We start from the raw sequence: 22,481 nt of genomic DNA on the forward strand, positions 1-22,481 counted from the left end.
GATGTATTTTACTATAGCATTTCGGTCTTGTTGGAATCCATAGGTTCCGCCATCGAATCTGCACACAACCATGAGTACAGCCAGAGATATCCGTGAAGCATTTCTTGAGCGACTTGATAAACCTGTGCTTACTGAGGAGTTGTTTGACCAAGTGCCGGATATTGCCTTTTTTATCAAAGACCATCTAGGGCGGTATGTCGCCGCCAATAAAACGCTGGTTGCACGTTCCGGGGCACCCAGCAAGGACGCCTTGATCGGCAAAACCGCTGACGAGTTATTTCCCGGACCATTGGGAACAGCCTTTGCCGAGCAGGACCAGCAGGTTTTAAAAACCGCATTACGCATCGTCGGCCAACTTGAGCTCCACATCCACCCTAACAAACACGAAGGCTGGTGCATCACCTACAAGGAACCTATTTTTGACGCCCGGAAACGCATCGTGGGAATCTCCGGTATCTCCCAGGATATCCGGTCGGCAGCGCAAGGGGGCGAAAACCTGACATCCATCGCCAGGGTGCTCAAACACATCCGTGAAAACGTGGACCAACCACTCAGGCTACCGGAACTTGCGGAAATGGCTGGTCTCTCGGTCTATCAACTCGATCAACGTATCCGCGCACTCTATCAGGTATCGGCCGGCCAGTGCATCACCCGCGCGAGAATCGAAGCGGCATGCCACATGTTGAATACCACCGGAAAATCCATTGCCAACATCGCGCTGGAATGTGGCTACTCGGACCAATCCGCCTTTACCCGACAGTTCAAGCAGACCACGGGACTCACCCCCAAGGCGTATCGGGACAGGAGGACTCTTTGAAACGCATGGAAACTGATGGATGATGATGGATGATTGTCGAATAACGATTTTTGAAGGCTGAAGTATTTGGCTAAGCTTACTTCGCCTTTGAAAAATCATCACTCATCAACCGCCAATCAGTATTTCTCAATTTTCGAAACGTGTTAAGCAAACCGCAGCGGTTCTAACCGCCTAATATCCAAACAAGGCTCTCCAGCTCCGAGTAGTTCAGAGACAAGCCGACCAGTCACCGGCCCCATACTCAGCCCCATCATCGAGTGACCGGTGGCGACGGTCAGGTTGGAGAATCCCGAAATCCTGCCCACATAAGGCAGCCCATCAGGTGAACAAGGCCGGAGGCCCGCCCATGGCTCGACCCCGGTAAAATCCTCATCTCGATACGAAGGGAAATATTTCCGGACCGAACGAATAATTCCATGCACACGGCGCGCATTGATAGAAAGATCGTTGCCACAGATTTCCATGGTTCCGGCAAAACGCAGCTTCCCATGCATGGGAGTCACCGCCACCTTGGCTTCGGCCAGGATTGCACACAACCCAGGAAGCTCGCGGGGACGTTCAATGGTTAGGGAATACCCCTTGCCCGCCTGCATCGGGATACGCAGACCTATCGTCTTCATCAGATCGCTGGTCCATGCGCCACAGGCTAACACAATTTGTTGACCGGGTGGTGTCCTGACCCCTTCCAGCGACACCATGCCGCCCCCTTCTTTTCGCAGTCCGGTGACCACGGCATCTTCGACAAACTCAGCACCCATCTCGATCACCCTGCGGCGCAGACCCTGGACAAATTCCGCCGGGTCCAGGTGGCAATCCTGTTTGAACCAGACACCACCCTTGACATCCATCTCCATGGCGCTGTCAAGTTCGCGCAATCTTGTCGGATCGCAAACCTCGGCTTCGAGGCCGAGCGCGTTGGCCATTGCCGCCACCTCGGCTTCCTCGTGCAGCCCTTTGTCGGTGTTACACAGCATCAGCAACCCGCGTTCTGTTAGCTCCACACCGGTTTCTCGCGCCAATTCAACAAAGAGTCGCCGGCTTTCCAAATTCAGGTCGCGCAGAAGCTCCCGACTGGCCATGACGTGTTTCTGCGTAGCGTGATTCATAAACAACCTACACCAACGTATGAGATCAACATTCGCGCGCGGGCGGATGTAAAACGGGCCTTCGGGGTTCGCCAACCACTTCAACCCCTTGGCAACGATGCCGGGTGCCGCAAGCGGGATAAAGTGGCTTGGAACGATCATACCGGCGTTTCCGAAGGAACAGCCGTCATTGGTCGGACCAGCACGGTCAATCAGCGTCACGGGTCGTCCAGCCTTGAGACAATGGTACGCCGAACACAAACCGATTATTCCGGCACCCACAATGATCACCCTGTCTGCATCGTATTGCACGGACTCAACATAGCACCATGGTCTAGTGAGTATTCCCAGTTTTCGCCCAGGTATCGGCACAGATTTTTTACCCCCCCTTACACGGCTACTACCTGGTGGGCGGCAGGGCGAGCAGGGCATTCGACATGCAGAATGCATCCGCCACGGGCATGCGTTTTTTGCCGTGGCCCGCGCCCCAAGAATCGGTGTAGATGATTTCCTTGGTTTTGTTGTTATAACCAATGATCAGGCGCATGTGACCTCCAAAACTCTGGGGGAGATTCCCCTCTTTAAACATACCCAACTGCAAACACCAACCAACGGGCAGCCCCTGGTCGATGTATTCCTGGATCTTCGATTGGAAACGTGAGAAACTCGATTTACTGGTCATCACCTCACGGTAGCTTGCCGGATCGCAGCGGCGGAAGAACTGATCCATACTGACGACTCCTTTTTCATAATCGCAGGGAAACTCGGTTTTGCCCTTTTTCTTGGCGATCCTGTTATAGCTTTTAACATCGCGGGCAAACTCTTTGAGGCCCAGGTTGTAGTTGCGGATCATGCGATCATAGTCCTGGTTGCTGGCGTCATCCGTGGGCATTTTATCCGCAAGCCCCTTGGGATACTCATAGAGTACCAGCACACGGGAGTGCACGTGTCGGGTCACCTTCTTCAGGGCGGCTACCATTTCCCCCAATGTCGTTCCGCTGCTAGGTCCGGTCCCGGCAATCTGCGCCAGCTCGTGCTGGTCAATTTCGAGTCCATAATATTGATAGACACGCGCAGCCGAGGCCACAGCACAGTATCCTTTCCGGCCCTGGTCAACCATCGGCACCCCCTGGATGAAAACATCACCCGTGTCCTTGTTCTTCATGACATGGTCCGTCAGCGACGAGCGGTTGGCCATGCCCTCGGACTCCGCGTCCTTTGACTTCATCCGGATACGCAGGAAATCAGGCGTTTTGCCGTCCGAACTGAAACTCTTCTCAAGCAAAATCGCCGACTCCTCCCATTTCCACAAACGTCGTTCCACCTTGACCGCACCGGTCTTGCTTTCATCGCTGGGCGTCACACCGGTCTTTTCGTTCAGGCTGGTGAGCAAGCCGTCAAAGGTCTTGTTGAATGCCGAGACACTCATATTGCCGTTGTCGCCACGGTTGAACATGGAAATTGAAATCCGGGAGATCAAGCCATTCTCTGAGCGCACGATGACCTCGCCTGCCGTTTTACCAAAGACGGTAAACCCCTTCCCCTCGGCACGCAGGTCATTTTTAGCTGCCGACATGTAAACAAAGCCGTTTTTCTTGTATTTGTCGACAAAGTCAGAGGTCGTCATTTTCCAGATGTCCTTGTTCAGCACCAGCTCCTCCAGCTTCAGGGGCTTGGATTGGTCCAACAGCTTCTGCAACCGTTTCCTCTTCTCCTCGGCGGATTCTTTTTTCCCCCGTTTTTTACCCGGCTTCTTACCCGGGGGTTTTTCGGGCTTTTTATCTTCGGCTTTCTCCTTGTCGCCAGAGCCTTGGGTCTCCACCCAAAGTTTGAGATAATTTCGGTCTGCATCCGACAGCTTGGCAATGGGCACTAGGTAAATTTTCCCACCCTCATCGAGTTTCAACTCCACCTCACCGCCTTTGACACTGACGACACTGGCATCGATTTTGCGACCCTGGTTGTCGGTGAATGTCCTTGCATCAAGGGATACTCCGGAGAGACAAAGGACTAACAATAAACCGATTCGATGACTAAAGATTTTCATGGGGACGATGGGATCATCAACAACAAAACCGCAATGGTTAAGAAGTCGATAGCACGATATGATAGATTAACGACAAGAATGGCATGATTTGTTTGCTAAAATAGGGTTCATTTTTCGTATGATGTGTGAGATTATCCCAACAACCCACAACACCATGCCACGAATCAACATCACCGAACCCGGAAAAGACAGCCAAGCCTATCGTTTCGACCTCAAGCGCATGCAGGTCAAGATAGGTCGCAGCAGTGATAACGACATCGTCATTTCCCACCGTTCAGTCTCAAAATCCCACTGCCTGGTCGAGCGCCGCAAAGGGGGGTATATGATCTTCGACAACGGATCGACCAATGGTATCAAGTACAAGGAAGAGCGCCGGAGCAATCTGGCTCTGACCAATGGCATGAAGCTCGAAATCGGTGACGTGCCTGTCGAATTCACCCTCACCGAGGAGGAATGCGACTACTTGACCGAGGAGCGGTTCAAAGAGCGCAAGAAAAAGGAAGCCGAGGAAGAATCCAGCGATGCCGGGGAGTAATCCCCCACAAATAACCCATACCTGATAACGGATAACTATCCGCCTCCGGCAGCCCCCACTCAAACCCCGCGCTTGCAGAAAGCGCGCTGAGCATGTATGCGCCACGGCATGAAAGTCCTGAGCCACAAGGATGCTGCCTACGCACGCTTCGTCAAAAAACTCGACCGCCGCGCCACCCCCGGTGCTGCCGGTAAAAAAGTCGAGGAGATCGTCGCCGCCATCATCGCCGATGTGCAGAAGCGGGGAAACACCGCGGTTTTTGAATACACCCGGAAGTTCGATGGCCTGAAACTCACCTCCAAGTCATTGTTTGTCTCGCAAGCGGAAATCGATGAAGCCTACGCACTGGTCGATGACGGGGTGAAAAAAGCCGTCGCCATCAGCAAGCGCAACATCCACTCGTTTGCCAAACGCAGCATGCGCAAGGACTGGAAGGCGAAAAACCCCGAAGGCGTCGAAGTCGGTGAGCGGTTCACCCCCTACGACCGCGTCGGTGTCTATGTTCCTGGTGGCAAAGCCCCCCTGGTTTCCTCAGCCCTGATGACCGCCGCCTTTGGCCAGGCCGCTGGAGTCCCTGAAATCCTCGCCGCCACTCCCGCCGGAGCCGATGGAAAAATCAACCCGTCCCTGCTCTACGCCCTTGTCGAGAGTGGAGCCACGGAGATCATCAAGGTCGGTGGCGCCCAAGGCATCGCGGCCATGGCGCTGGGCACCAAATCCATCGCCCCCGTGGAAAAAATATTCGGACCCGGCAACGTCTTTGTGGTCGAAGCCAAACGCCAGCTGGTCGGAGCTGTCAGCATCGACCTCCTGCCCGGACCGAGTGAGGTCCTGATCGTCGCCGACAAGTCGGCCAACCCGGCATTCATCGCCGCCGATATGCTCGCCCAGGCTGAACACGCGGGCGACAGCGTGGTCGGGTTTGCCACCGACTCGAAACAGTTGTTAGGCCAGGTGCAAAAGGAGATCGAAAAACAAGCGCCCACGCTCTCACGTGAAAAATACATCCGTGAGGTGCTGAAAAAAGGCACCTTCTGCCTGCTCACCAAGACCTTGCAGGAGGCGGTGGATATTTGTAATGCCTTTGCACCCGAGCACTTGTCGCTCGTGGTCGAGGACGAGGACGCATGGTTAGGAAAAATCCGCACCGCAGGAGCCATCTACGTAGGCGCGCTGTCTGCCGTCGCCGTCGGTGACTTCGTCGCCGGCCCCAGCCACACCCTTCCTACCGGCGGCTCGGGGAAATCCTTCTCCGGCCTGCGCGCCGACCAGTTCCAACGCCGCGCCAGCATCGTGCGCATGGATATGAAAGCGGTCAAAAAATCCCTCCCGACGGTCGAAACCTTCGCCCGGGTCGAAGGCCTCGACGCCCACGCCAAGTCGGTGAGTATCCGGGTGGATCGTTAGGCCCTGTCATTCACTCTTTAGCAAAGAAGGAGGGGAGCTGGATCCGGAGGGAGTGAAACACACCACCGTGCCCGGCATCGCGGCGTAGCTAGCGGGTGCGAGCACGGCTTAAGGCGCGACGGGAAAAACCTCCGTGTCTTTTATTCGCCCTTGATTTCCAAAAACCAGTTGAAGGTCGCCAGTTGGGCCGGCAGGATGGCACTCTCATGATTGAGTCCTGGCAAGGGGATGTATTGTACGAGGTCGGGCGACACACCCAGTTTAATAAAGTCCTTATGCATTTTCTCCGAGACCCCCTTGGCAATGAAGTTGTCATCCAGACCATGGAATAATTTGGTGGGTGTCTTCGTCTTCCAGGCCGTCACGCTGTTAGCCGCCATAAGTTTGGCGAGCGCGGCATATTTGGGACCGGTCTTGTGATTGGCAAAATAGTCGGGACTGACGAATTCCTTGATTTTTGTCGTCAACTGCGCGTTGATCTGGCCGCCGGTCCTGGTTCCGTCAAACAATCCGCCCACCCTTGATGCAAAAGGCTCCTTGAATAGATCCTTCGCCACCACTTTAAGTTCGCCCGCCTTGCTGAAACCGCTGAATATGTAGCCCAAGTAGTAAGGCATGGGATAACTCTCCAGATTCAGAATATACTCGTTCATGTAATTGAGGTCATAGGGGCCGGCACCGCAGGAGCTTGCTTTCAGATTGAACTCCTTTGCCAGATTTTCTTCCATTTCCCGTTGCACTTGTAAGCTCGCCCAGGCACCCTGGGAGTAGCCGTTGAGGTAAATATCACGGCTCATTGCAATCTTGCGTTTTCCAGCCAAATGATTTGTTACCAGTTCCCTGGCCGCCCTGTTCATATCGACCACCGATCTAACGGTTGACTTCCGGTGCAGGTAGGGATGGAACATGTCACTCGCCTTGCCGAACCCGAGGTAATCGGGCATGACCATGACAAAACCCGTGGAGGCCATAAATTCGACGAGCACAAACAAGCGATTGTTAGGATCTACGGACGGTGCGCCACGGTGCAGGGTATTGGTCCCATTCTGGAAACTAAACAACGGAAACCGACCGTCTCCGACTGGCACGCAAACCAAGCCCGACGCCGCTCTCTTTTTGCCCTGGAAAGTGGTGGAATACGCGACTTGATAAACTTCTATCCCGTGCTGTGCCTTGTCCTTGGCCGCCTTTAACTGGGGAAAAATCATGGACATCTGGGTCAGGGTCATGGTGATTTCCTCCTTGGTGTAGGATTTGACCAGTTCGTAGGAGCTAAGGTATTCGTCTCTGCCGGTGTTTTGCTCGCTGCGGAGAGAGCCGCAGAAGGTGCAGGCGAACGATGCCATCAGGGCTGCGGTTTTCACGGTTTGTGCTTTCATAACGATAAAATTGGAAACATCCCGCCCTAGCGCCCTGCCTCGACCTCGACACCATCCATCCCCTGGATCATCATATTGAACATGCCGCCCTGGCTTTCGAGGCTTTTGCGGTATTGCTGTTGCTGGGTTTCATTGAGAATGGGGGCAAGACGATCCACTTTTTCATCGATCTGCTTCCGTCGGGTCTCCTTCAGTCTCTGAATGATTGCAGCCCGGTCAGCCGGCGCGTTTTCCCCCTCGACGTGAAGGTTCATCACGCTCCCCATATCCATGTCGCCAAAATCCATCTCGATCCCCATACCGGACATCATGGAGCGGGTCACGTAGTCGGCATCGCTTTGTGTGGCGAGACTCTTTTCGGCATCCTCCATCAGCACATTGTAGACTTTCTGTTTCTGGTCTTCGGACAGGTCGAGGGCTTGCTGGAGCTTGGCGAGGTCCTTCATGGCACGCGCTTCGACGACGTTGTTTTTCTGGCGCTCCTGCATGGCCTCGAGTCCATCCATTTGCTCGGCGGAGAGAAGGTTTTTCATGGCGTCATTCAGTCCGTCACCGCGCAGGGCGGCGGCCATTTCCTTCATCTTCTGCGGGTCAGCCAAGGCTGCCATACCATCGCCAAATTCAATTTTCTCCATCTGTGCGGCATAAAAGGCGCGCAGGGCTTGTTCCTGTTCGGCATTCAATCCGAGTTCCTTGACCATGGCGGCGATCAGCATATCATTTTTATCGGCGATGCGCTTGCGTGCCAATTCGTTTTGCTTGCGCTGGGAATCCTCGATCCTTTTTTTCATCTCCGGGTCCATTTCCTCCCCGGCCTTTACCGTTTTTACGGTGACCCCGCTACGCCGGGCGGCCTTGGGGGTATCTGTTTCTGATAAACCCTGCGGGATGAAAGGACTGGCACTCCTTGATGCCGGCCGCGAGGCGGTTTCGGTCTCTTCCGGAGCCAATGCTTCAGGCTTTGCCAACCATCCGGCGGCAAATCCGAGCGCGATACAGACGAGTGCGAGAATGAGGGAGTTTTTCATGGCAGGCTTTGGTAATTCAGGGTTTGTGTCAGAATTACTAGCGATCACAACCCTACGGTTTGTTTTTTAAGCAAGAATCCAGGGGAAATTCATGTATTCTACCAATCTCCCAAGCACCGGGGAAAATTGCATTTTACGACCCACCATGATCCACCTGCGCGCCACCGGCTCCTGCCTCGTTATCCTGGCCCACCTGTCCATGCCGGCCAGTGCCGGGGACAGGATCTCGTTTAACAAACACATACGGCCGATCTTCATCGCCAAGTGCACCAAATGCCACGGGGGCGCCAAGGCCGACGGTGATCTGTCGCTGATCTACCGCGCCGAGGTGCTGGGAAAAGGGAAGTCGGGAAAAACCATCATCGTTCCCGGCAAACCGGATCAGTCCGAGTTGTTCCGGCGTATCACCACGGAGGATATCGACGAAAAAATGCCTCTCCAGGAGGGCGAGCATGCGGATGAACCGCTCGATGTGCAACAAATCGGACTGGTCAGAAAATGGATCGAGCAGGGCGCTGAGTGGGAGGAACATTGGGCCTACATCAAACCTCAACAACAAGCCCTCCCCCGGCTCAAGAACCCCTCCTGGGTCAACACCCCGATGGATCACTTCGTGCTCGCCCGTTTGGAAAAAAACAACCTTGGCCCTACTGCACCAGCCGATCGTGCCCAGTGGCTGCGCCGCGCATCTCTCGACCTGACAGGCATGCCACCGGGCAAAGCCGAGTTGGATGCTTTTCTTGCCGATCGGTCCCCGGATGCTTACGAAAAAGAAGTCACCCGACTACTCGCCTCCCCGCACTTTGGAGAACGCTGGGCATCCGTCTGGATGGATCTCGCCCGTTACTCCGATACCATGGGCTATGAAAAAGACCCGCACCGCAACATCTGGCCATACCGCGACTACTTGATCCAGTCATTCAACCAGGACAAACCCTACGACCTGTTCATCCGCGAACAACTCGCCGGGGATCTCTTCGCCAAACCCACCAGCGAAACACTGACTGCCACCGCATTCCACCGGAATACCCAGACAAACACTGAGGGCGGCACCGACGATGAGGAGTTTCGCGTCGCAGCCGTCATCGACCGGGTCAACACCACATGGACCGCCACCCAGGGCCTGACATTCGGTTGTATCCAATGCCACGCCCACCCCTATGAACCGATCCCACACTCGGATTACTATCGGTTTTACGCCTTTTTCAACTCCACCGAAGACGCTGACCTCGATAACGACACCCCCCATTTCAAGGTTGCCAGCCAACCTGCACAAAGGCAGCTGGCGGCTGGGCTTCACCAGAAACTCCCCGCACTACGGCGTGCCATCAACGAACCGGGGCGTCAATTGTTGCTCGCCAGCAAGAGCTGGCAGCCACTCAATTATGCGGCGACAAAGACAAGCCATGGAAAACTCACCGCCTACCCGGGTGGAGAACTTCGCGCGACCGGAACCTTCCCTGTCAATACGCGCTACGACCTCACCGCCACCTCCCCGGACTTCACGGCAATCAGGGTGACGATTACTCCCGAGGCAGAAAACCCGGCCGAACTTCCCGAGCGTGGCTCGGTGTTGTCGACGCTCTCCTTGCACCGAGTCAAAGCGGATGGCTCCAAGGAAAAAATCCAGCTTGCCTACGTCTTTGCCGATCAGATTTCAGGCCCTTACGACCCCGTTGCATCGTTGGAAAATGGCAGGGATGGATTTGGCGCTTACCCGAAGCTCTTTGGTAAACGTCAGGCGGTATTTGTCACTGCGGCTCCTGTGACATTCGGCAGGGATGAAAAGCTGGAAATCACGATGCACAGCCGTGCCAGCACCACTGGCGATCAAGCCTGTACGGTCAGACGCTTCACTCTCGATACATCCGCTGACAAGGCATGGACCGAACTCCTTCAGAATCCGGCTCACACTCAAAATGTGCAGGCTTACAATCAGGCCCGGCACCAGTATCACCAGATCCAGGGAACCAACATTCCTGTTATCCGGGAAAGGTCAATCCATGCCAAACGTGAGACCCGCCTGTTCATCGGCGGCCTCTGGCTCAACAAAGGGGAGGTCCAGCAAGCGGGGGTGCCTAAGCTGCTCAATGGATACCAGAACAAGGTTGATACCCGCTTGGAAATGGCCCAGTGGCTCACCTCTCCGGAAAATCCGCTTACCGCACGGGTGATGGCGAACCGACTGTTCGCCGAGATGTTTGGTCGGGGAATCGTCGAGACCCTGGGTGACTTCGGCTCCACCGGAACCGCGCCTAACAACCTCCCCCTACTCGACCACCTCGCGGTCGCATTCCAAACCACACACCAGTGGTCGGTGAAGTCATTACTACGCGAAATGGTGCTTAGCGCAAGCTACCGCCAGGATCATAAAACAACCCCGGAGATGGCTGAAGCTGACCCCGGAAACCGTCTCCTTGCCCGCGGTCCAAGAAATCGACTCAATGCCGAGATGCTGCGCGACCACGCCTTGAAAGTCTCAGGTTTACTCACTCCCAAGATAAGTGGTCCGTCGGTGATGCCACCCCAACCGGCTGGGGTCTGGCAAACGATTTACAGTGGTGCCCAGTGGAAGGATGCCACTGGGCCCGACCGCTATCGGCGCGCACTTTACACCTACTGGAAGCGCACCAGCCCGTATCCGTCGATGATTACCTTCGATACCCCGTCGCGCGATCTGTGTAACGCCCAGCGCATCCCGACCAATACCCCGCTGCACGCGTTGACCACGCTGAATGACCCGGTTTATCTCGAATGCTCACGCGCCTTTGGCAAACGTATGGCGGCTGAATCCGCTGGTGATGTTCGCCAACAAATCGCATACGGATACCTCCTTGCCACCCAGCAGAAACCGGGCGAGTCGACTGTCCGGCTACTAACAGACCTCTATCAAAAACTACTGACCGACTACCAGGCCAACCCGGAGAACTGCAAGGCGGTTGCCGGCACCCCTCGGGAGGCTGCGATGACGGTGCTGGCCAATACCATTTTCAACCTCGACGCCGCCCTGACAAAATGAACGTATTCGAACAACTGCAGCACGACTACCTCGCGCACCAGTCGCGCCGCCAATTCCTGTCCAAATGTGTCGCCGGCGTTGGCTCGGCCTGGCTCACCTCGATGGCGGGCAAAACCCTCGGCGCCACTGCGCATGAACGCGGCGGCCCCATCTCCCATCTCGCGCCAAAGGCAAAACGTGTGATTTTCCTGCACATGGCCGGAGCACCATCCCAGTTGGAGCTGTTTGATCACAAGCCGGCACTTGCCAGGCTCAACGGCAAACCGACTCCCGCCGAGTATCTGGAAGGACAGCGTTTTGCCTTTATTCAAGGAGTTCCCACCTTGCTGAACTCCATTTTCCCCTTCCACCAGGCCGGTGAGTCGGGGCAGTGGATTTCTGACCGGCTACCCCATTTTGAGAAAGTCATCGACGATGTTTGTCTGATCAAGTCGATGCACACCGACCAGTTCAACCACGCTCCTGCGCAGTTGCTGCTGCATACGGGGAATGCCAACCTGGGAAACCCGTCGATCGGCTCCTGGGTGACCTATGGCCTCGGCAGTGAAAATGAAAACCTTCCCGGATATATCTCCTTGGTGTCAGGCGGCAAGGCGCCATCAGCCGGCAAGTCCGTCTGGGGTTCAGGCTTCCTGCCATCCGTCTACCAGGGTGTGCAGTGTCGCTCCAAAGGCGATCCCGTGCTTTACCTCTCGAACCCCAAAGGTGTCTCGCGTGACATGCGGCGGGCCGCGGTTGATACCATCACTAAAATCAACCAACAGGCATACGCCGAGACACATGATCCTGAGACACTGACCCGTATTTCCCAATATGAAATGGCTTTCCGCATGCAGATCCACGCCCATGAAGCCTTCGATCTCAAGGACGAGCCCAAACACATGCACGAACTTTACGGCACCCAACCCGGTCAGGAGTCGTTTGCTAACAACTGCCTGCTGGCACGCCGACTCGCCGAGCGTGGTGTGCGCTACATCCAGTTGTTTGACTGGGGCTGGGACTCCCATGGCGCCTCCGGCACAGAGGCACTGAACACGGGTTTCGTCCAGAAGTGCCGCAGCATGGACAAACCATTGGCCGCCTTGATCACCGACCTGAAACAACGCGGCCTGTTCGAAGACACTCTGCTCGTCTGGGGCGGTGAGTTCGGTCGCACCCCCATGCGCGAAAACCGGGGTGGACGTGAAATGAAACTGATTGGTCGTGACCACAATCCGGGGGCCTTCACCATGTGGATGGCCGGTGCCGGTGTCAAAGCGGGTATGAGCTATGGCGAAACCGACCCCATCGGTTACAAAGCGGTGAAGAACCCTGTTTCCACCCAGGACCTCCAGGCAACCATCCTGCATCTGTTAGGTCTCAAACACAACAAACTCACCTACCCGTTCCAGGGGTTGGACCAGACACTGCCCGGCGTCACCAAACCCGCGCGGGTGATCAAGGACATCTTGTCATAACAGGGTGCCCCCTGCTGTTTCGCCTACTTATTCCTGCGCTTGCCCGGCTTCTTTTTCTGCCCGCCCTGATAGGCTTTGTAGCCGTAGGACTCATAGACATCACCTTTCCCGGACATCCGCAGGTCACCCGATTCTGTTAGCTCCGCCATGAGCTGGGCGCGTAGTTTTTCCAAGGTTGCGGCGTATTCGGGATCGCCGGCCAGATTGTGCATCTGGTGCGGGTCTTTGCTGATGGCGTAAAGTTCATCCTGGGGACGTTTGGCAAAGCTGAGTTGGTAGAATTTACGGCCTGCGGGATCGTCCTTGCGTTTGAGGATTTCGTTTTTAGTGGGCCCGTCATCACAGTCGGCCCAGTTCCCCCGCCGCGGACTCTTGGGCGCGCCTGCGGGCCAAAGATCGGGGAAAAAGTTGTGGATGTAGAGAAAGTCCCTGGTACGGATGGCACGGCACGCAGCGGTGACACCCGCCTCTTCCTGGCAATCCGTGTGACGTTCCTTGCCGTATATCACGTGATCACGGGTGCTTTCAATGAAGCCGTTTTTATCCGACATGAGCAGGGGCAGCAGGCTCTTGCCACTCATGTTAGAAGGCACCCCGGCACCTGCCACCGCGAGAAAAGTAGGGGCGAAATCGACAAAGCTCACAAAGTCATCGACCACGCGGCCAGGCTTCACCTTGTCCCCCCACATGATGGCCAGGGGGACACGGGCCCCGTAGTCGTAGAGGTTGCATTTCCCCCTCGGAAAAGGCCAGCCGTGATCGCCGGTGATCACCACCAGTGTGTTGGCCAGTTCACCGGTTTTTTCCAATCGATCGAGCAGTGCGCCTACTTCGCGGTCGAACCGCTGCACTTCGAAATAGTAATCGCAGATGTCACTGCGTACGGTTTCGTTGTCGGGATAGTAGGGTGGCACCTGGACGCCCTCGGGTTTCATACCGCTGGCCACGCCGGAGCCGGCATCGTAGTCGCGATGGGGATCGGAGGTCCCGAACCAAAAGCAGAAGGGTTTTCCAGGAGGACGTTTGGCAAAAAACTCATTGATGGAGTTCACTTTATTCCCGGCCACGGGAGCCGGCAGGTCTTTGCCGGGGCCAAATGCCTTGCGGTAAGACGCCACGTAATAACCGTGCTTTTCCAGCAACCTCGGGAAAGTGGCCACCCCCTGCGGGAACTCACTCCAGAGGTTGGCACCCGGGCCGAGTCGCCAGTGGTACTGGCCGGTCAGAGCCGCATTACGTGACGGCGTGCAGGAGGGAGAGGATACAAATGCGTGGTTAAACAACACACCGTTTTTAGCAATCCGCTCAAGCGTGGGTGTCTTCACCACCTTGTCACCGTAGAGCGGCGAATGTGGCCAGCCCCAGTCATCAGCGATGCAGAACAGGATGTTAGGCATGGAGCCGGCACCCGCCAAGCCAGCCGAAGCAAAAAGAAACGACAGCAAGTAAATGGAGAACAAGCGCATGGCATGTAAACGTAACGCCATGGAGGTTTCTTGCATCCTGGGTGCCTAGCGCATCTCGAGTTTGGTCTTGGCCCACATCCATTTGTAGACTTTACCGTCCTCGATCAGGGCGATGGCTTCGTGTTCCTGCACGCCGAGGATGGTTTCGGCTTTGAAGGTGACGCGACCTGTCTGGTAAGTATCGCCGTCGAACTCCATTTCTTCGCCTGCTTTCCAGGAGGTGACCTGGTTGGCCTTGAATTCGGTGACCTTGCCCGCCTCGACATCGGCTTTGAGCAGGGCAACGATGGCTGCTTCATCGAGTTTATCGGTGGCTGGAGTAGGTGCCGGAGCTGGCTCGGGTTCCGGGGTTGGTGGTGTAGGGGTTACTGGGGGATCCGGCGTTACATCCGGTGTCGGGGTTACCGGCGGCTCCGGGGTAACCGGTGGCGCTGGCTCGGGATCTTTGTTCGCCACAGCATTCTGCAAACGCTCTAACATTTTTGGCACAGCAAGCTCTTTGAAGTCTGTTTTATCGACATTGATTTTACTTTCAATGGGAAGGCCGACGGGTTGAATATAGAGGTCGCTTCCTTCGAGCCGCACGGGTTTCACCTTGATGCCTTTTTCCAGCTTCATGGTGACGCCGCTGTTGGCATCAGAAATAGTATAAGGCACCTTGAGTGTCACCTTGGCCGGGAAGTCCTCCGGGGTGATCTTGGATAGGTCTACCTGAATGGCAGGCACCGGCGCGTCAGGATCGCTCCCAGCGGGGCTGGGATCACCTGGATTTGCATCCTCCGGTGTTTCATCCTCTGCATCACCCGCAACTTCCTGGGTGGACTTTTTAACCGCTGGATTTGTCCCGGTAAAAAACATGGGCTCAAGAACATAGCCCATACCGACGCAGACGATGAGTAGAATGATTGTGCCAAGGTTTGTCATAGCGTCCAATAACTAGCACCTAGAGGCATAGGCGGCAAGCCAGATTCAGGATTCTGCGAATCTTGTGTTACCGGTGCTTGATGATAACGATGCCTCGCATGCCCTAGCGACGCTTCTTACGCAGGAACGGCGGGATATCCAGGTCTTCCCCTTCGTGGAAATTAGGGCTTTCACCCTCGAATTTCCCTTTGGGGCCTCCGTCCAGTTCAAGCTCGCCCTGGGCAGAGCGCTCACTGCGGTCGCGTCGGCGCGGGAGGAAGGACCGTTGCTCCACTATTTCTTCCAACTCCTCCAATTCCTCCAGGGTATCATCGGATTCATCAATTTCATCTTCGGTAGTGTCACCCAAATCGTCATCCCACGGTGCCACATCGGATTCCTCATCCGTGAGTTCTGTCTCGGCGAAAGGGGTGTTTTCTTCCTCGTCGTCCACTTCAGGGGTTTTTCCAAAGGCCGAGAAATCAGGAATGGCATCCAGGTCGGATTCCTGTTCTTGCTCATCGTCATGGCTATCATCATCTACTGGCCGTGAGGAGAAGTCGTGCATCTCCTCAGGCTCGTCATCAAAGTCAGCGAGCGCGTCTTCCTTTGAAGTATACCCTTCGCTGGGCTCCATGATATCCTCGTCCCCTGGGTCATGGATGGTCGCAGAGGCGGCCGCGATGGCAGCCTGGGTGGCAAGCTCGTCATTCTCGTCGGAGTCCTCCGTTTCCTCAATCGATTCCAGGAAATCCTCATCCCCGGGGACGGATCTGATGGGTTCGACGGGATTGAGTTTATCCTCTGGCAGCGCACTGACGAGTGTGACACTGAGACTGTCCCCCATGGCGGGATCGACAGCGGCGCCAAACAAGACATGGGCACTGGCCGGCACATACTTGCCAAGTCCCCGCATCAGTAATTCGACTTCGTAAAGGGTAAGGCTTTCTCCACCGCACACGTGCACTAACACCGTGGTGGCATCTTTCAACAAACTTCCCTTGTCGAGTAGCGGGCTGGTAAGGGCATTTTCGAGCGCAAGCTTGGAGCGACTCTCCCCATCGGCAATACCAGAGCCAAAGAGACAGCGGGAGCGGGTGGTGCGCAGAGCGGCCATCAGGTCATCAAGACCGACGTTGATCAAGCCCGGGCGGACGACGAGTCGGGTTACCGCCTTGATCGACTCCGAGATCATCCGGTCGGCGGCGGCAAAGGCTTCGTGAATCCCCTGTTTGGCGAGGACCAGTTCGCCCATACGGCCGTTGTCGAAGGTGACCAGGGCATTGGCGAGCACAGCGAGTTCATTGAGTGCCGTTTCCGCCTGGTCGCGTCGGCGTTGCCCTTCGAACCCGAAGGGCATGGTGGCAAAAACAACGACGAAGGCACCTTCCTCGCGGGCGATGCGGGTAATGAGGGGGGCGGCCCCCGAGCCGGTGCCACCGCCCAGGCCGACACAGATGAAAACCATTTTCCGCCCCCGCAGGGCGTCGCGGATCTCAAGCTCCGATTCCTGGACGGCCTTCAGACCGAGTTCAGGATCGCCACCGGCGCCGAGACCCTTGGTGAGATTTTTACCGATCTGGATTTTCTCCCCGGCCACCGAGCTGGAGAGGGTGCGCATGTCGGTATTGACGCAGAGCATTTCCGCGCCCGTCATGCCGTCGAGGGCCGCCCGGTCGAGCATATTGGCACCGGCACCTCCCAGGCCGATGATTTTGACAGAGGATTCAGGGATGGTCTGTTGCGGATCGCGTTCGTAGGAAATCATTTTTCGAGGGACAGGATTGAGGGGAAATTGATGAGGGCGTTTGGCAGACGTGCAGATGCCATTAGTTAAGAAGTGTTTACCAAAAAGAGCGACTGGTGGCGAGGAAAGAATCCGTCCATCTGCCGGATCGCTTTGCCAGTGCTCCGAACGTACCCATTTTAAGCTTGCTCCAGCAAATACAACACGATAATTGTCGTGATAAGCTATCGGTGGATTTTCCATCCATATTCCCCTGCCCTACCCATGGGCGACAAACGAAACCACCCATAACCTAAAAAACCATGCACAAACCATTATTCATCAGCGTGTTCGCCTCGGCTGCGGTTTCAACAGCTAGTCTCCAGGCCATCGTCCTTGCCCCGCTGTCCGGCGCTACGGGAGGAGCTCCGTATTCACCCACCTATCAGGAAAGTCCGGGCTTTGTTTTAAACGACCCCTTTGCCTATGACCCGAATGCGCCAGCCGGGTCGGTCAATCCGGTCCAGACTGACTTCCCATACCACGATCAATTCCTGACCCAGAACTCAGATGCTGAGAATTACTGGATGGCAGCTGTCGCCATTCCATCGGGGCAGGCCCTCGTCTTTCTCGATGTGTGGGGAAGGAATGACTACGCCGGGGCTGAACAATCCCGCCACCAGGACCTCATCATTACCCTCAGTGACGGGGTGAATTCCTGGTCGAGTTTGGAATGGGACGGTGTAACTCCGTCGCCGACCAGCTTTGGTCGCTTTGACTTCACCACCGCAGGTGTGACCCATAATTTGCTCGAGAATGCCACCAGCATCCGCATTGACCATGTTGCGTTGAACAATGATTACCTCATGCTGGCCGAGGTTCGAGCAGGTGCCGTCCCGGAGCCATCCTCCACCGCCCTGCTGGGTCTCGGATGCCTTGCGCTCATGCTTCGCCGCAGGAAATAACCAGGGCTTTATCCGTCGGATTGCAAAAGGCTGGATTTTTACATCAAACGCGAGAGCAGACCTGGGACGATTCCGTGCCATGCCCAGGCGCGGGTGGCAGCCACGACGGCCTCCTCGTCACTGAGTCTCGGCAGGGTGCGTTTTTTCTCCAAAACCACGGTCGCCAGGGTGGCTGCCTGGAGTTCGGTGGTCAGGGTAAGTGCCTGGGCGCAGGCGGCGAGACCGAGGGAGCCCATGACGACCCCGAGTGCCCACAGGGGGGGAAGCTTGGCGACCGCCAGACCGAAGACGCAGACGATGACGGTAAAAATAGGGAACACATGCCCGAACCGGAGTGCCCAGCGGCGTCGGCCCAGAGCCTTCGGGTCGCGCAGGGATGTGAGATAGAGGCCTACCCGGAGGGCGACCAGGCCGTGGTCAGCAGCGGATGATCCGGCGGCGGGGTTTGCGGGAAGGCTCAGCCAGTGTTCGCCTGTGACGGCGGCACCGGCCCAGGCCCGTTTGGTGGTTTTGATCTCAACCTGCTGGTGGCCCATGGAATCCAACATCTTACGCGCCAACGTCTCCCCCTTGCTATTGAGCCGGGTCTTCCTGGAGACAGTGAGTACGCGGTCGGCATTGAGCTTACGCAAAATCAAAGCAGCCAGAAGCGGCAGCAGAGATAACAAGATCAGGAGTCGGTGCATGTAGACGGGTGTCAGGGAGCGGGGGTCAGGGGGCGGGCTTGGAGTTTAACGAGGCAGCGGGTCGTTTTCAAAGCGCTCGAGTTGTTTGTGGAGCTGTTTGTAGTTCGCCATCACCTGGCTTTCATCGCGGGGATTGCCTTGGGCGTTGGCGACACTGCCGGCAACGGCTTTCTTGGACCATTCGACCGCCTTTTTCCGATCGCCTTTGGCAAACCACACCTCGGCCATGGTGTCGAGATAGGCGCCCTGGGTGGGTCGGGATTTCAGGGCCTCCCTGGCATGCTCCTCCGCAGCGGCCAGATTTCTAACTGCCCTGGCAGCAAGCCATGCGGCCGTGTTGTGGGAGTTATGCGCTTTCGGGAAGCGCCGGCAAGCGGCCTCCACATGGCGGTAGCTATCCTCGAACCACTGATCGTAGGCTTTACCGATGTTCTCTTTTCTCAGTATCGGGAAAAACTCATCCGCCAGCGAGCCGTCACCCGGGATCAATTGGCGGGCGGCATTGAGATGATCCAAGGCGATCGACTTCCGACCGTTTTTCAACAGATCCATCCCCTTGCAGAAGTCAGCGTAAAAGCGGGAGCGGAGGATCGACTGCACCGAGCTCCCCGTCCGGCCGCGCATCATGAGCTGGGTGGATGTCTCACCGATGGCCGAGGCCAGTTTCCACTGATGATTGCGATAGAGGACCTGCCCGTAGTGGGCAAGATAGACAATGGCTCGGTCGAACTCCGAATCAGAAAGGTCTGCTAGAGTTGCGGCGTGAAGCCAAAGCTCCGTGGCCTTGTCCTCGACTCCCGCTTCGTAGAGCTCCCAGCCGAGGCGATTGAGAATAGCTGCATTGCCCATGCTGAGAAGCAGGACCCGGTCATATACCTTGCCCGCCTCCTTGGCGCGATCCAGTTTGCTTAATGCGATGTACCACTTGGTGAGATTGATAACATCGCTTGGATTTTTTTTCGCGATGTCCGCCAAACCGGGTTCGATGGTTTTCCATCGGAGCAGGGCAGCGTCGAGAAAGGTCTTGCTGTGGACCCACCGGTCATTGGCTTTTGCCAGGCCGTCGGCCATGCGTGATGCCAACGCCAGATCGTTACGTTTGATACTGAACGAAAACAGTGCCATCAACCGCTCCTCCTTGACCTCCGGAGCCTCAGCCGCAACATCATCTATCAAGGCCTTGTGAAGCTTGTCCGTTTTATTGTCGGGGTCCGCAAGCAACCCGGACAAGAGAGCCAGCTCGTTGAGGGCTTTGCCAATGTCCTGGTTATTCCGTTTTTTGAGATGGGCCCAGATGTGGTTCAGTGATTTGGACGGCATCTGTTTCAGTAGTTTTTTTACCGCCAGGTCGGCTTCGCCATCCTCATTGCCGCGCTGCTCGATAAAGTGGACCGCCTCCGCCCCGAGGCCGTAGATGGCCATACTGGAAACCAGGTCAAACCAACCATCCGAGCCATCGGCTTCAAGCGCGCTCATCATGGGTGTTAGAACAGCAATCGCGTGCTGGCCTTCACCGTGCGAAACCAGGAAACTCGCCAGCAGGATCAGCTGGTGATAGAGCCGGTCATCCTCTTCCTCAATCGCGTTGGCTGTAAACTTCTTCACCCAGTCCGTGTAGGGCGGCTTGGCGTCCCGGGGGATACCAAGCACTTGTAAACAGAGCTCGGGCGATTCAATGGAATCAAAATACTCGAATGCGGCCTCGACGTCCTGACGAAGCAGAAGGTCAACGGCCTCTTTACGAAATCCGTTAGCTGCTAGACAGATGGCAGTGCGGGCTGTGGAGTCTTCGTCTTGAGCCAGCCGGGCCAGTTCACGGGCAATGAGGGCAGCCTCCTTCCCTTTTCCCTCGAGCCGACTGAGCTGGATCCGGCAGCCCATGCTGTAGACCACGTCAAGGTCCGGCTGTTCGTCATAGCGGCGTAGCCACGGCACGGCATTGCCATCTAACACACGCAATGCATCAGCCAGCTTCTGCTCGCCGGCTTTTTCCGCTTCGCGGATGGCGGCGGGGATATTGCCACCGGCCCGATGGAGTGACATCCTCCACCGGGCACCCTTTTTGCCTGGCAGATTGGCCGCCTTTTTCAGTTGTTCATCAAGCTGGCCTCGTCGGGCATGGAACCAAGCCCGCATCAGCAGGGACTGGGCATCGTCGGCTGTGAGTTCAAGGATTTCACCGGCAAGGGCGAAGTCTCCCCGGGCAAGGGCTTCACGGGTGGCTTGTCCCGCTGTCCGTTTTACGATGTCGGCCATCTGGTCTCTTACCTCCGGGTCCTTTTCCAACAGAGCCAGATGCAGAACCTGCTTCCACTGCCCCAACTCAAGGAGTTTGCGGAGGATCACCAACTTCATCTCGCCGTCACCTCGCGAGAACTTGACCACGAGCGCCTTAACCTCATCGGGGCTGTCAAAAAGCACCCCGGCGGAGATATAGAGCACCAATTCACCGGCGCGATCGGCGGCTTCGGGGTCATTGCCTGCCTCCGCCTGACGAAGGGCGGGCAGGGCCGCGGTCCCAGCTCGCCAGAGCTGCTCCATGGCTTTTTCCCTTGCGAGGTAGGATTCGTCACTGAGCTGGGTGACCAAGGCTGCCACGTTTTCCGCGGTGGCTGGTTCTTGCTCGGCGGCAGATACAGCCGTGGATAAGGCTGTCCCGGTGAATAAGAGGTGAAGAATACCGGCAAAAACACCCGCCCATAACGCCTTCAGCGCAGAGCATGCAGCGGAGTTACCAGCGACGGGACACCGTGGGGATTGCACCGGTGACGCTACGATGGGGGGGCACAAAATGAATTTCATATCTTTCACATGCTTTTTTACGTCTGGACTTGCAATGATATTAGGAGAAAAGGGATGCATTGGCACTCGTTTAATGGTCGGGATTTTATTCACTTGCGGGATGCTTCACCTGCCAGGCCTGCTTGAGCCATTGGGATACGTCCTTGAAAATCTTGTCGCGGTCATGGTCATACATCAGCAGGTGGTATGAACCGGGGTAGTATTTTTTTGTTTTCCTGGTGGTGGTGGGAAAGTGATCAAAGAAGTCATTGACGTCCTTTTCCTGGGTAAAAATGTCTTTGCCTCCGTGCAGGACGAGGATGGGGCATTTCACGAGGGATGCCCTGTGGTCCATCTTTGCCGCCATGTCTCCCAGCACCAGCAAGAGCCGCAATGTGTAGCGAGGGATGTACCACGGGTTTTTCGCTGCTTGCTGCTCGTGGATATCATCCTCGGTCACCACCGCTTTCCGACCTTCGGAAAGCGTTTCCAGAGAGACGCGAAGCTTGGGCAACAACAAGGAGGAGATGCGCACAGCAAGCAATTTCCAGAAGGGCAGTTTCGCTTCCACTTCGACAATGGGGGAGGCAATGACCATGGCATCCGGCTGCTGCTCGCCGGTCGGGGTATTGCTGTAGGCATGCATTACGATCAAGGAGCCCATACTCTCGCCAAACCAGACAATTTTCGAGTTTGGATGGGCCTTACGGACAAGCCGGGTAAAGGTGTAAAGGTCTTTGTACCACTCCCTGGCCTGGTGGATGTCCCCCCTTCTGAACACTTTTTCATCCATTCCCTGCCCCCTGGTTTCCGCAGCGTAAAGGGCTACGTCGTCGTGCTGTTTGAGCAGTTGTTTTGCCATGTTCTCGTAATCCCCGGAATGGCCGGATATGCCGTGGACCCCGACGATCACTACGGCGGGGTCCTTGCCTGGTGCCGAGGTCGGCAGCCACTTGCGATAGCCAAATGTATCACCATCGTAAGAGATATAATGTTTGTCGGCGAAGCGCGGTAGTCCTTTCACTTTGTGGGTCAAGTTAAGTCGGGTAGAGCATGATAACACCAGCACAAGCGAGATCGCGACCATGACGAATCGCAACGGTTTACACGGTCTGGAAAAAGGATCGGTCATCAAGCTCTGGCGAACATGATCGCAAAGAGGATGAATTGCAAGCGTCCA

General features: G+C 56.2%; 15 protein-coding genes and 1 pseudogene. 6 read left to right on the forward strand and 10 right to left on the reverse strand.

Annotation, left to right across the window (positions count from 1 at the left end):
- Positions 1 to 70: 70 nt before the first annotated feature.
- Positions 71 to 817, forward strand: a complete 747-nt coding sequence (locus H7A51_18530) for an AraC family transcriptional regulator (GenBank protein ID MCP5538215.1) — start codon at positions 71 to 73, stop codon at positions 815 to 817.
- A gap of 143 nt (positions 818 to 960) precedes the next feature.
- On the opposite strand, the gene H7A51_18535 is transcribed toward H7A51_18530, so the two are convergent.
- Together H7A51_18535 and H7A51_18540 are read right to left on the reverse strand one after the other, a co-directional pair.
- Positions 961 to 2,334: an FAD-dependent oxidoreductase gene (locus H7A51_18535; protein ID MCP5538216.1), complete on the reverse strand. Its 1,374-nt coding sequence runs from the start codon at positions 2,332 to 2,334 to the stop codon at positions 961 to 963.
- Entirely contained in the window at positions 2,303 to 3,949 is a 1,647-nt protein-coding gene (locus H7A51_18540; protein MCP5538217.1) for a C39 family peptidase, read from the reverse strand. The genes H7A51_18535 and H7A51_18540 overlap by 32 nt, the downstream gene beginning before the upstream one ends.
- 154 nt (positions 3,950 to 4,103) lie before the next feature.
- Between H7A51_18540 and H7A51_18545 the strand changes: the two genes are divergently transcribed.
- The gene (locus H7A51_18545; GenBank protein MCP5538218.1) at positions 4,104 to 4,484 is read left to right on the forward strand and encodes an FHA domain-containing protein; all 381 of its coding nucleotides are present in this window, start codon (positions 4,104 to 4,106) and stop codon (positions 4,482 to 4,484) included.
- A 108-nt stretch (positions 4,485 to 4,592) separates the two neighbouring features.
- Positions 4,593 to 5,891: a histidinol dehydrogenase gene (gene hisD / locus H7A51_18550; GenBank protein ID MCP5538219.1), complete on the forward strand. Its 1,299-nt coding sequence runs from the start codon at positions 4,593 to 4,595 to the stop codon at positions 5,889 to 5,891.
- A gap of 140 nt (positions 5,892 to 6,031) precedes the next feature.
- Here the strand turns inward: hisD and H7A51_18555 are convergent, their stop codons facing one another.
- Together H7A51_18555 and H7A51_18560 are read right to left on the reverse strand one after the other, a co-directional pair.
- The gene (locus H7A51_18555; GenBank protein MCP5538220.1) at positions 6,032 to 7,270 is read right to left on the reverse strand and encodes a hypothetical protein; all 1,239 of its coding nucleotides are present in this window, start codon (positions 7,268 to 7,270) and stop codon (positions 6,032 to 6,034) included.
- Positions 7,271 to 7,296: 26 nt separating this feature from the next.
- The gene (locus H7A51_18560; GenBank protein ID MCP5538221.1) at positions 7,297 to 8,298 is read right to left on the reverse strand and encodes a hypothetical protein; all 1,002 of its coding nucleotides are present in this window, start codon (positions 8,296 to 8,298) and stop codon (positions 7,297 to 7,299) included.
- Positions 8,299 to 8,443: 145 nt separating this feature from the next.
- On the opposite strand from H7A51_18560, the gene H7A51_18565 reads away from it, so the two are divergent.
- On the forward strand, positions 8,444 to 11,317 hold the full coding sequence (locus H7A51_18565; protein MCP5538222.1) for a PSD1 domain-containing protein: 2,874 nt from the start codon (positions 8,444 to 8,446) through the stop codon (positions 11,315 to 11,317).
- Complete coding sequence (locus H7A51_18570) at positions 11,314 to 12,774, forward strand: DUF1501 domain-containing protein (GenBank protein ID MCP5538223.1); 1,461 nt, start codon at positions 11,314 to 11,316, stop codon at positions 12,772 to 12,774. The genes H7A51_18565 and H7A51_18570 overlap by 4 nt, the downstream gene beginning before the upstream one ends.
- 23 nt (positions 12,775 to 12,797) lie before the next feature.
- Here the strand turns inward: H7A51_18570 and H7A51_18575 are convergent, their stop codons facing one another.
- The 3 genes from H7A51_18575 to H7A51_18585 form a co-directional block, all read right to left on the reverse strand.
- Positions 12,798 to 14,261: a sulfatase gene (locus tag H7A51_18575; protein MCP5538224.1), complete on the reverse strand. Its 1,464-nt coding sequence runs from the start codon at positions 14,259 to 14,261 to the stop codon at positions 12,798 to 12,800.
- Between the two features lie 24 nt (positions 14,262 to 14,285).
- Positions 14,286 to 15,164 carry a hypothetical protein gene (locus tag H7A51_18580; GenBank protein MCP5538225.1) on the reverse strand — a complete coding sequence of 293 codons (879 nt, stop codon included), beginning with the start codon at positions 15,162 to 15,164 and terminating at the stop codon, positions 14,286 to 14,288.
- Between the two features lie 103 nt (positions 15,165 to 15,267).
- A complete protein-coding gene (locus tag H7A51_18585; protein ID MCP5538226.1) occupies positions 15,268 to 16,911 on the reverse strand; it encodes a hypothetical protein in 1,644 nt (547 codons plus the stop codon).
- A gap of 848 nt (positions 16,912 to 17,759) precedes the next feature.
- Here H7A51_18585 and H7A51_18590 point away from each other — a divergent pair.
- Positions 17,760 to 17,834 (forward strand): annotated as a pseudogene (locus H7A51_18590) (PEP-CTERM sorting domain-containing protein).
- Between the two features lie 38 nt (positions 17,835 to 17,872).
- On the opposite strand, the gene H7A51_18595 reads toward H7A51_18590, so the two are convergent.
- The 3 genes from H7A51_18595 to H7A51_18605 form a co-directional block, all read right to left on the reverse strand.
- On the reverse strand, positions 17,873 to 18,520 hold the full coding sequence (locus H7A51_18595) for a zinc metallopeptidase (GenBank protein ID MCP5538227.1): 648 nt from the start codon (positions 18,518 to 18,520) through the stop codon (positions 17,873 to 17,875).
- A gap of 45 nt (positions 18,521 to 18,565) precedes the next feature.
- Positions 18,566 to 21,322, reverse strand: a complete 2,757-nt coding sequence (locus tag H7A51_18600) for a hypothetical protein (GenBank protein MCP5538228.1) — start codon at positions 21,320 to 21,322, stop codon at positions 18,566 to 18,568.
- Positions 21,323 to 21,407: 85 nt separating this feature from the next.
- Positions 21,408 to 22,325, reverse strand: coding sequence for an alpha/beta fold hydrolase (locus tag H7A51_18605; GenBank protein MCP5538229.1), 918 nt, complete (start codon positions 22,323 to 22,325; stop codon positions 21,408 to 21,410).
- Between the last annotated feature and the right edge of the window lie 156 nt (positions 22,326 to 22,481).

The sequence above is a fragment of the Akkermansiaceae bacterium genome, assembly GCA_024233115.1.
Taxonomy (GTDB): Bacteria; Verrucomicrobiota; Verrucomicrobiia; order Verrucomicrobiales; family Akkermansiaceae; genus Oceaniferula.

What these genes read in the sequence shown, in the direction of transcription:
- H7A51_18530 (MCP5538215.1), top strand. Translation starts at nt 71, where the DNA reads ATGAGTACAGCCAGAGATATCCGTGAAGCATTTCTTGAGCGACTTGAT.
- H7A51_18585 (MCP5538226.1), bottom strand. Translation starts at nt 16,911, where the DNA reads ATGATTTCCTACGAACGCGATCCGCAACAGACCATCCCTGAATCCTCT.
- H7A51_18560 (MCP5538221.1), bottom strand. Translation starts at nt 8,298, where the DNA reads ATGAAAAACTCCCTCATTCTCGCACTCGTCTGTATCGCGCTCGGATTT.
- H7A51_18595 (MCP5538227.1), bottom strand. Translation starts at nt 18,520, where the DNA reads ATGCACCGACTCCTGATCTTGTTATCTCTGCTGCCGCTTCTGGCTGCT.
- hisD (MCP5538219.1), top strand. Translation starts at nt 4,593, where the DNA reads ATGAAAGTCCTGAGCCACAAGGATGCTGCCTACGCACGCTTCGTCAAA.
- H7A51_18535 (MCP5538216.1), bottom strand. Translation starts at nt 2,334, where the DNA reads ATGCCCTGCTCGCCCTGCCGCCCACCAGGTAGTAGCCGTGTAAGGGGG.
- H7A51_18570 (MCP5538223.1), top strand. Translation starts at nt 11,314, where the DNA reads ATGAACGTATTCGAACAACTGCAGCACGACTACCTCGCGCACCAGTCG.
- H7A51_18580 (MCP5538225.1), bottom strand. Translation starts at nt 15,164, where the DNA reads ATGACAAACCTTGGCACAATCATTCTACTCATCGTCTGCGTCGGTATG.
- H7A51_18600 (MCP5538228.1), bottom strand. Translation starts at nt 21,322, where the DNA reads ATGAAATTCATTTTGTGCCCCCCCATCGTAGCGTCACCGGTGCAATCC.
- H7A51_18565 (MCP5538222.1), top strand. Translation starts at nt 8,444, where the DNA reads ATGATCCACCTGCGCGCCACCGGCTCCTGCCTCGTTATCCTGGCCCAC.
- H7A51_18575 (MCP5538224.1), bottom strand. Translation starts at nt 14,261, where the DNA reads ATGGCGTTACGTTTACATGCCATGCGCTTGTTCTCCATTTACTTGCTG.
- H7A51_18555 (MCP5538220.1), bottom strand. Translation starts at nt 7,270, where the DNA reads ATGAAAGCACAAACCGTGAAAACCGCAGCCCTGATGGCATCGTTCGCC.
- H7A51_18540 (MCP5538217.1), bottom strand. Translation starts at nt 3,949, where the DNA reads ATGAAAATCTTTAGTCATCGAATCGGTTTATTGTTAGTCCTTTGTCTC.
- H7A51_18545 (MCP5538218.1), top strand. Translation starts at nt 4,104, where the DNA reads ATGCCACGAATCAACATCACCGAACCCGGAAAAGACAGCCAAGCCTAT.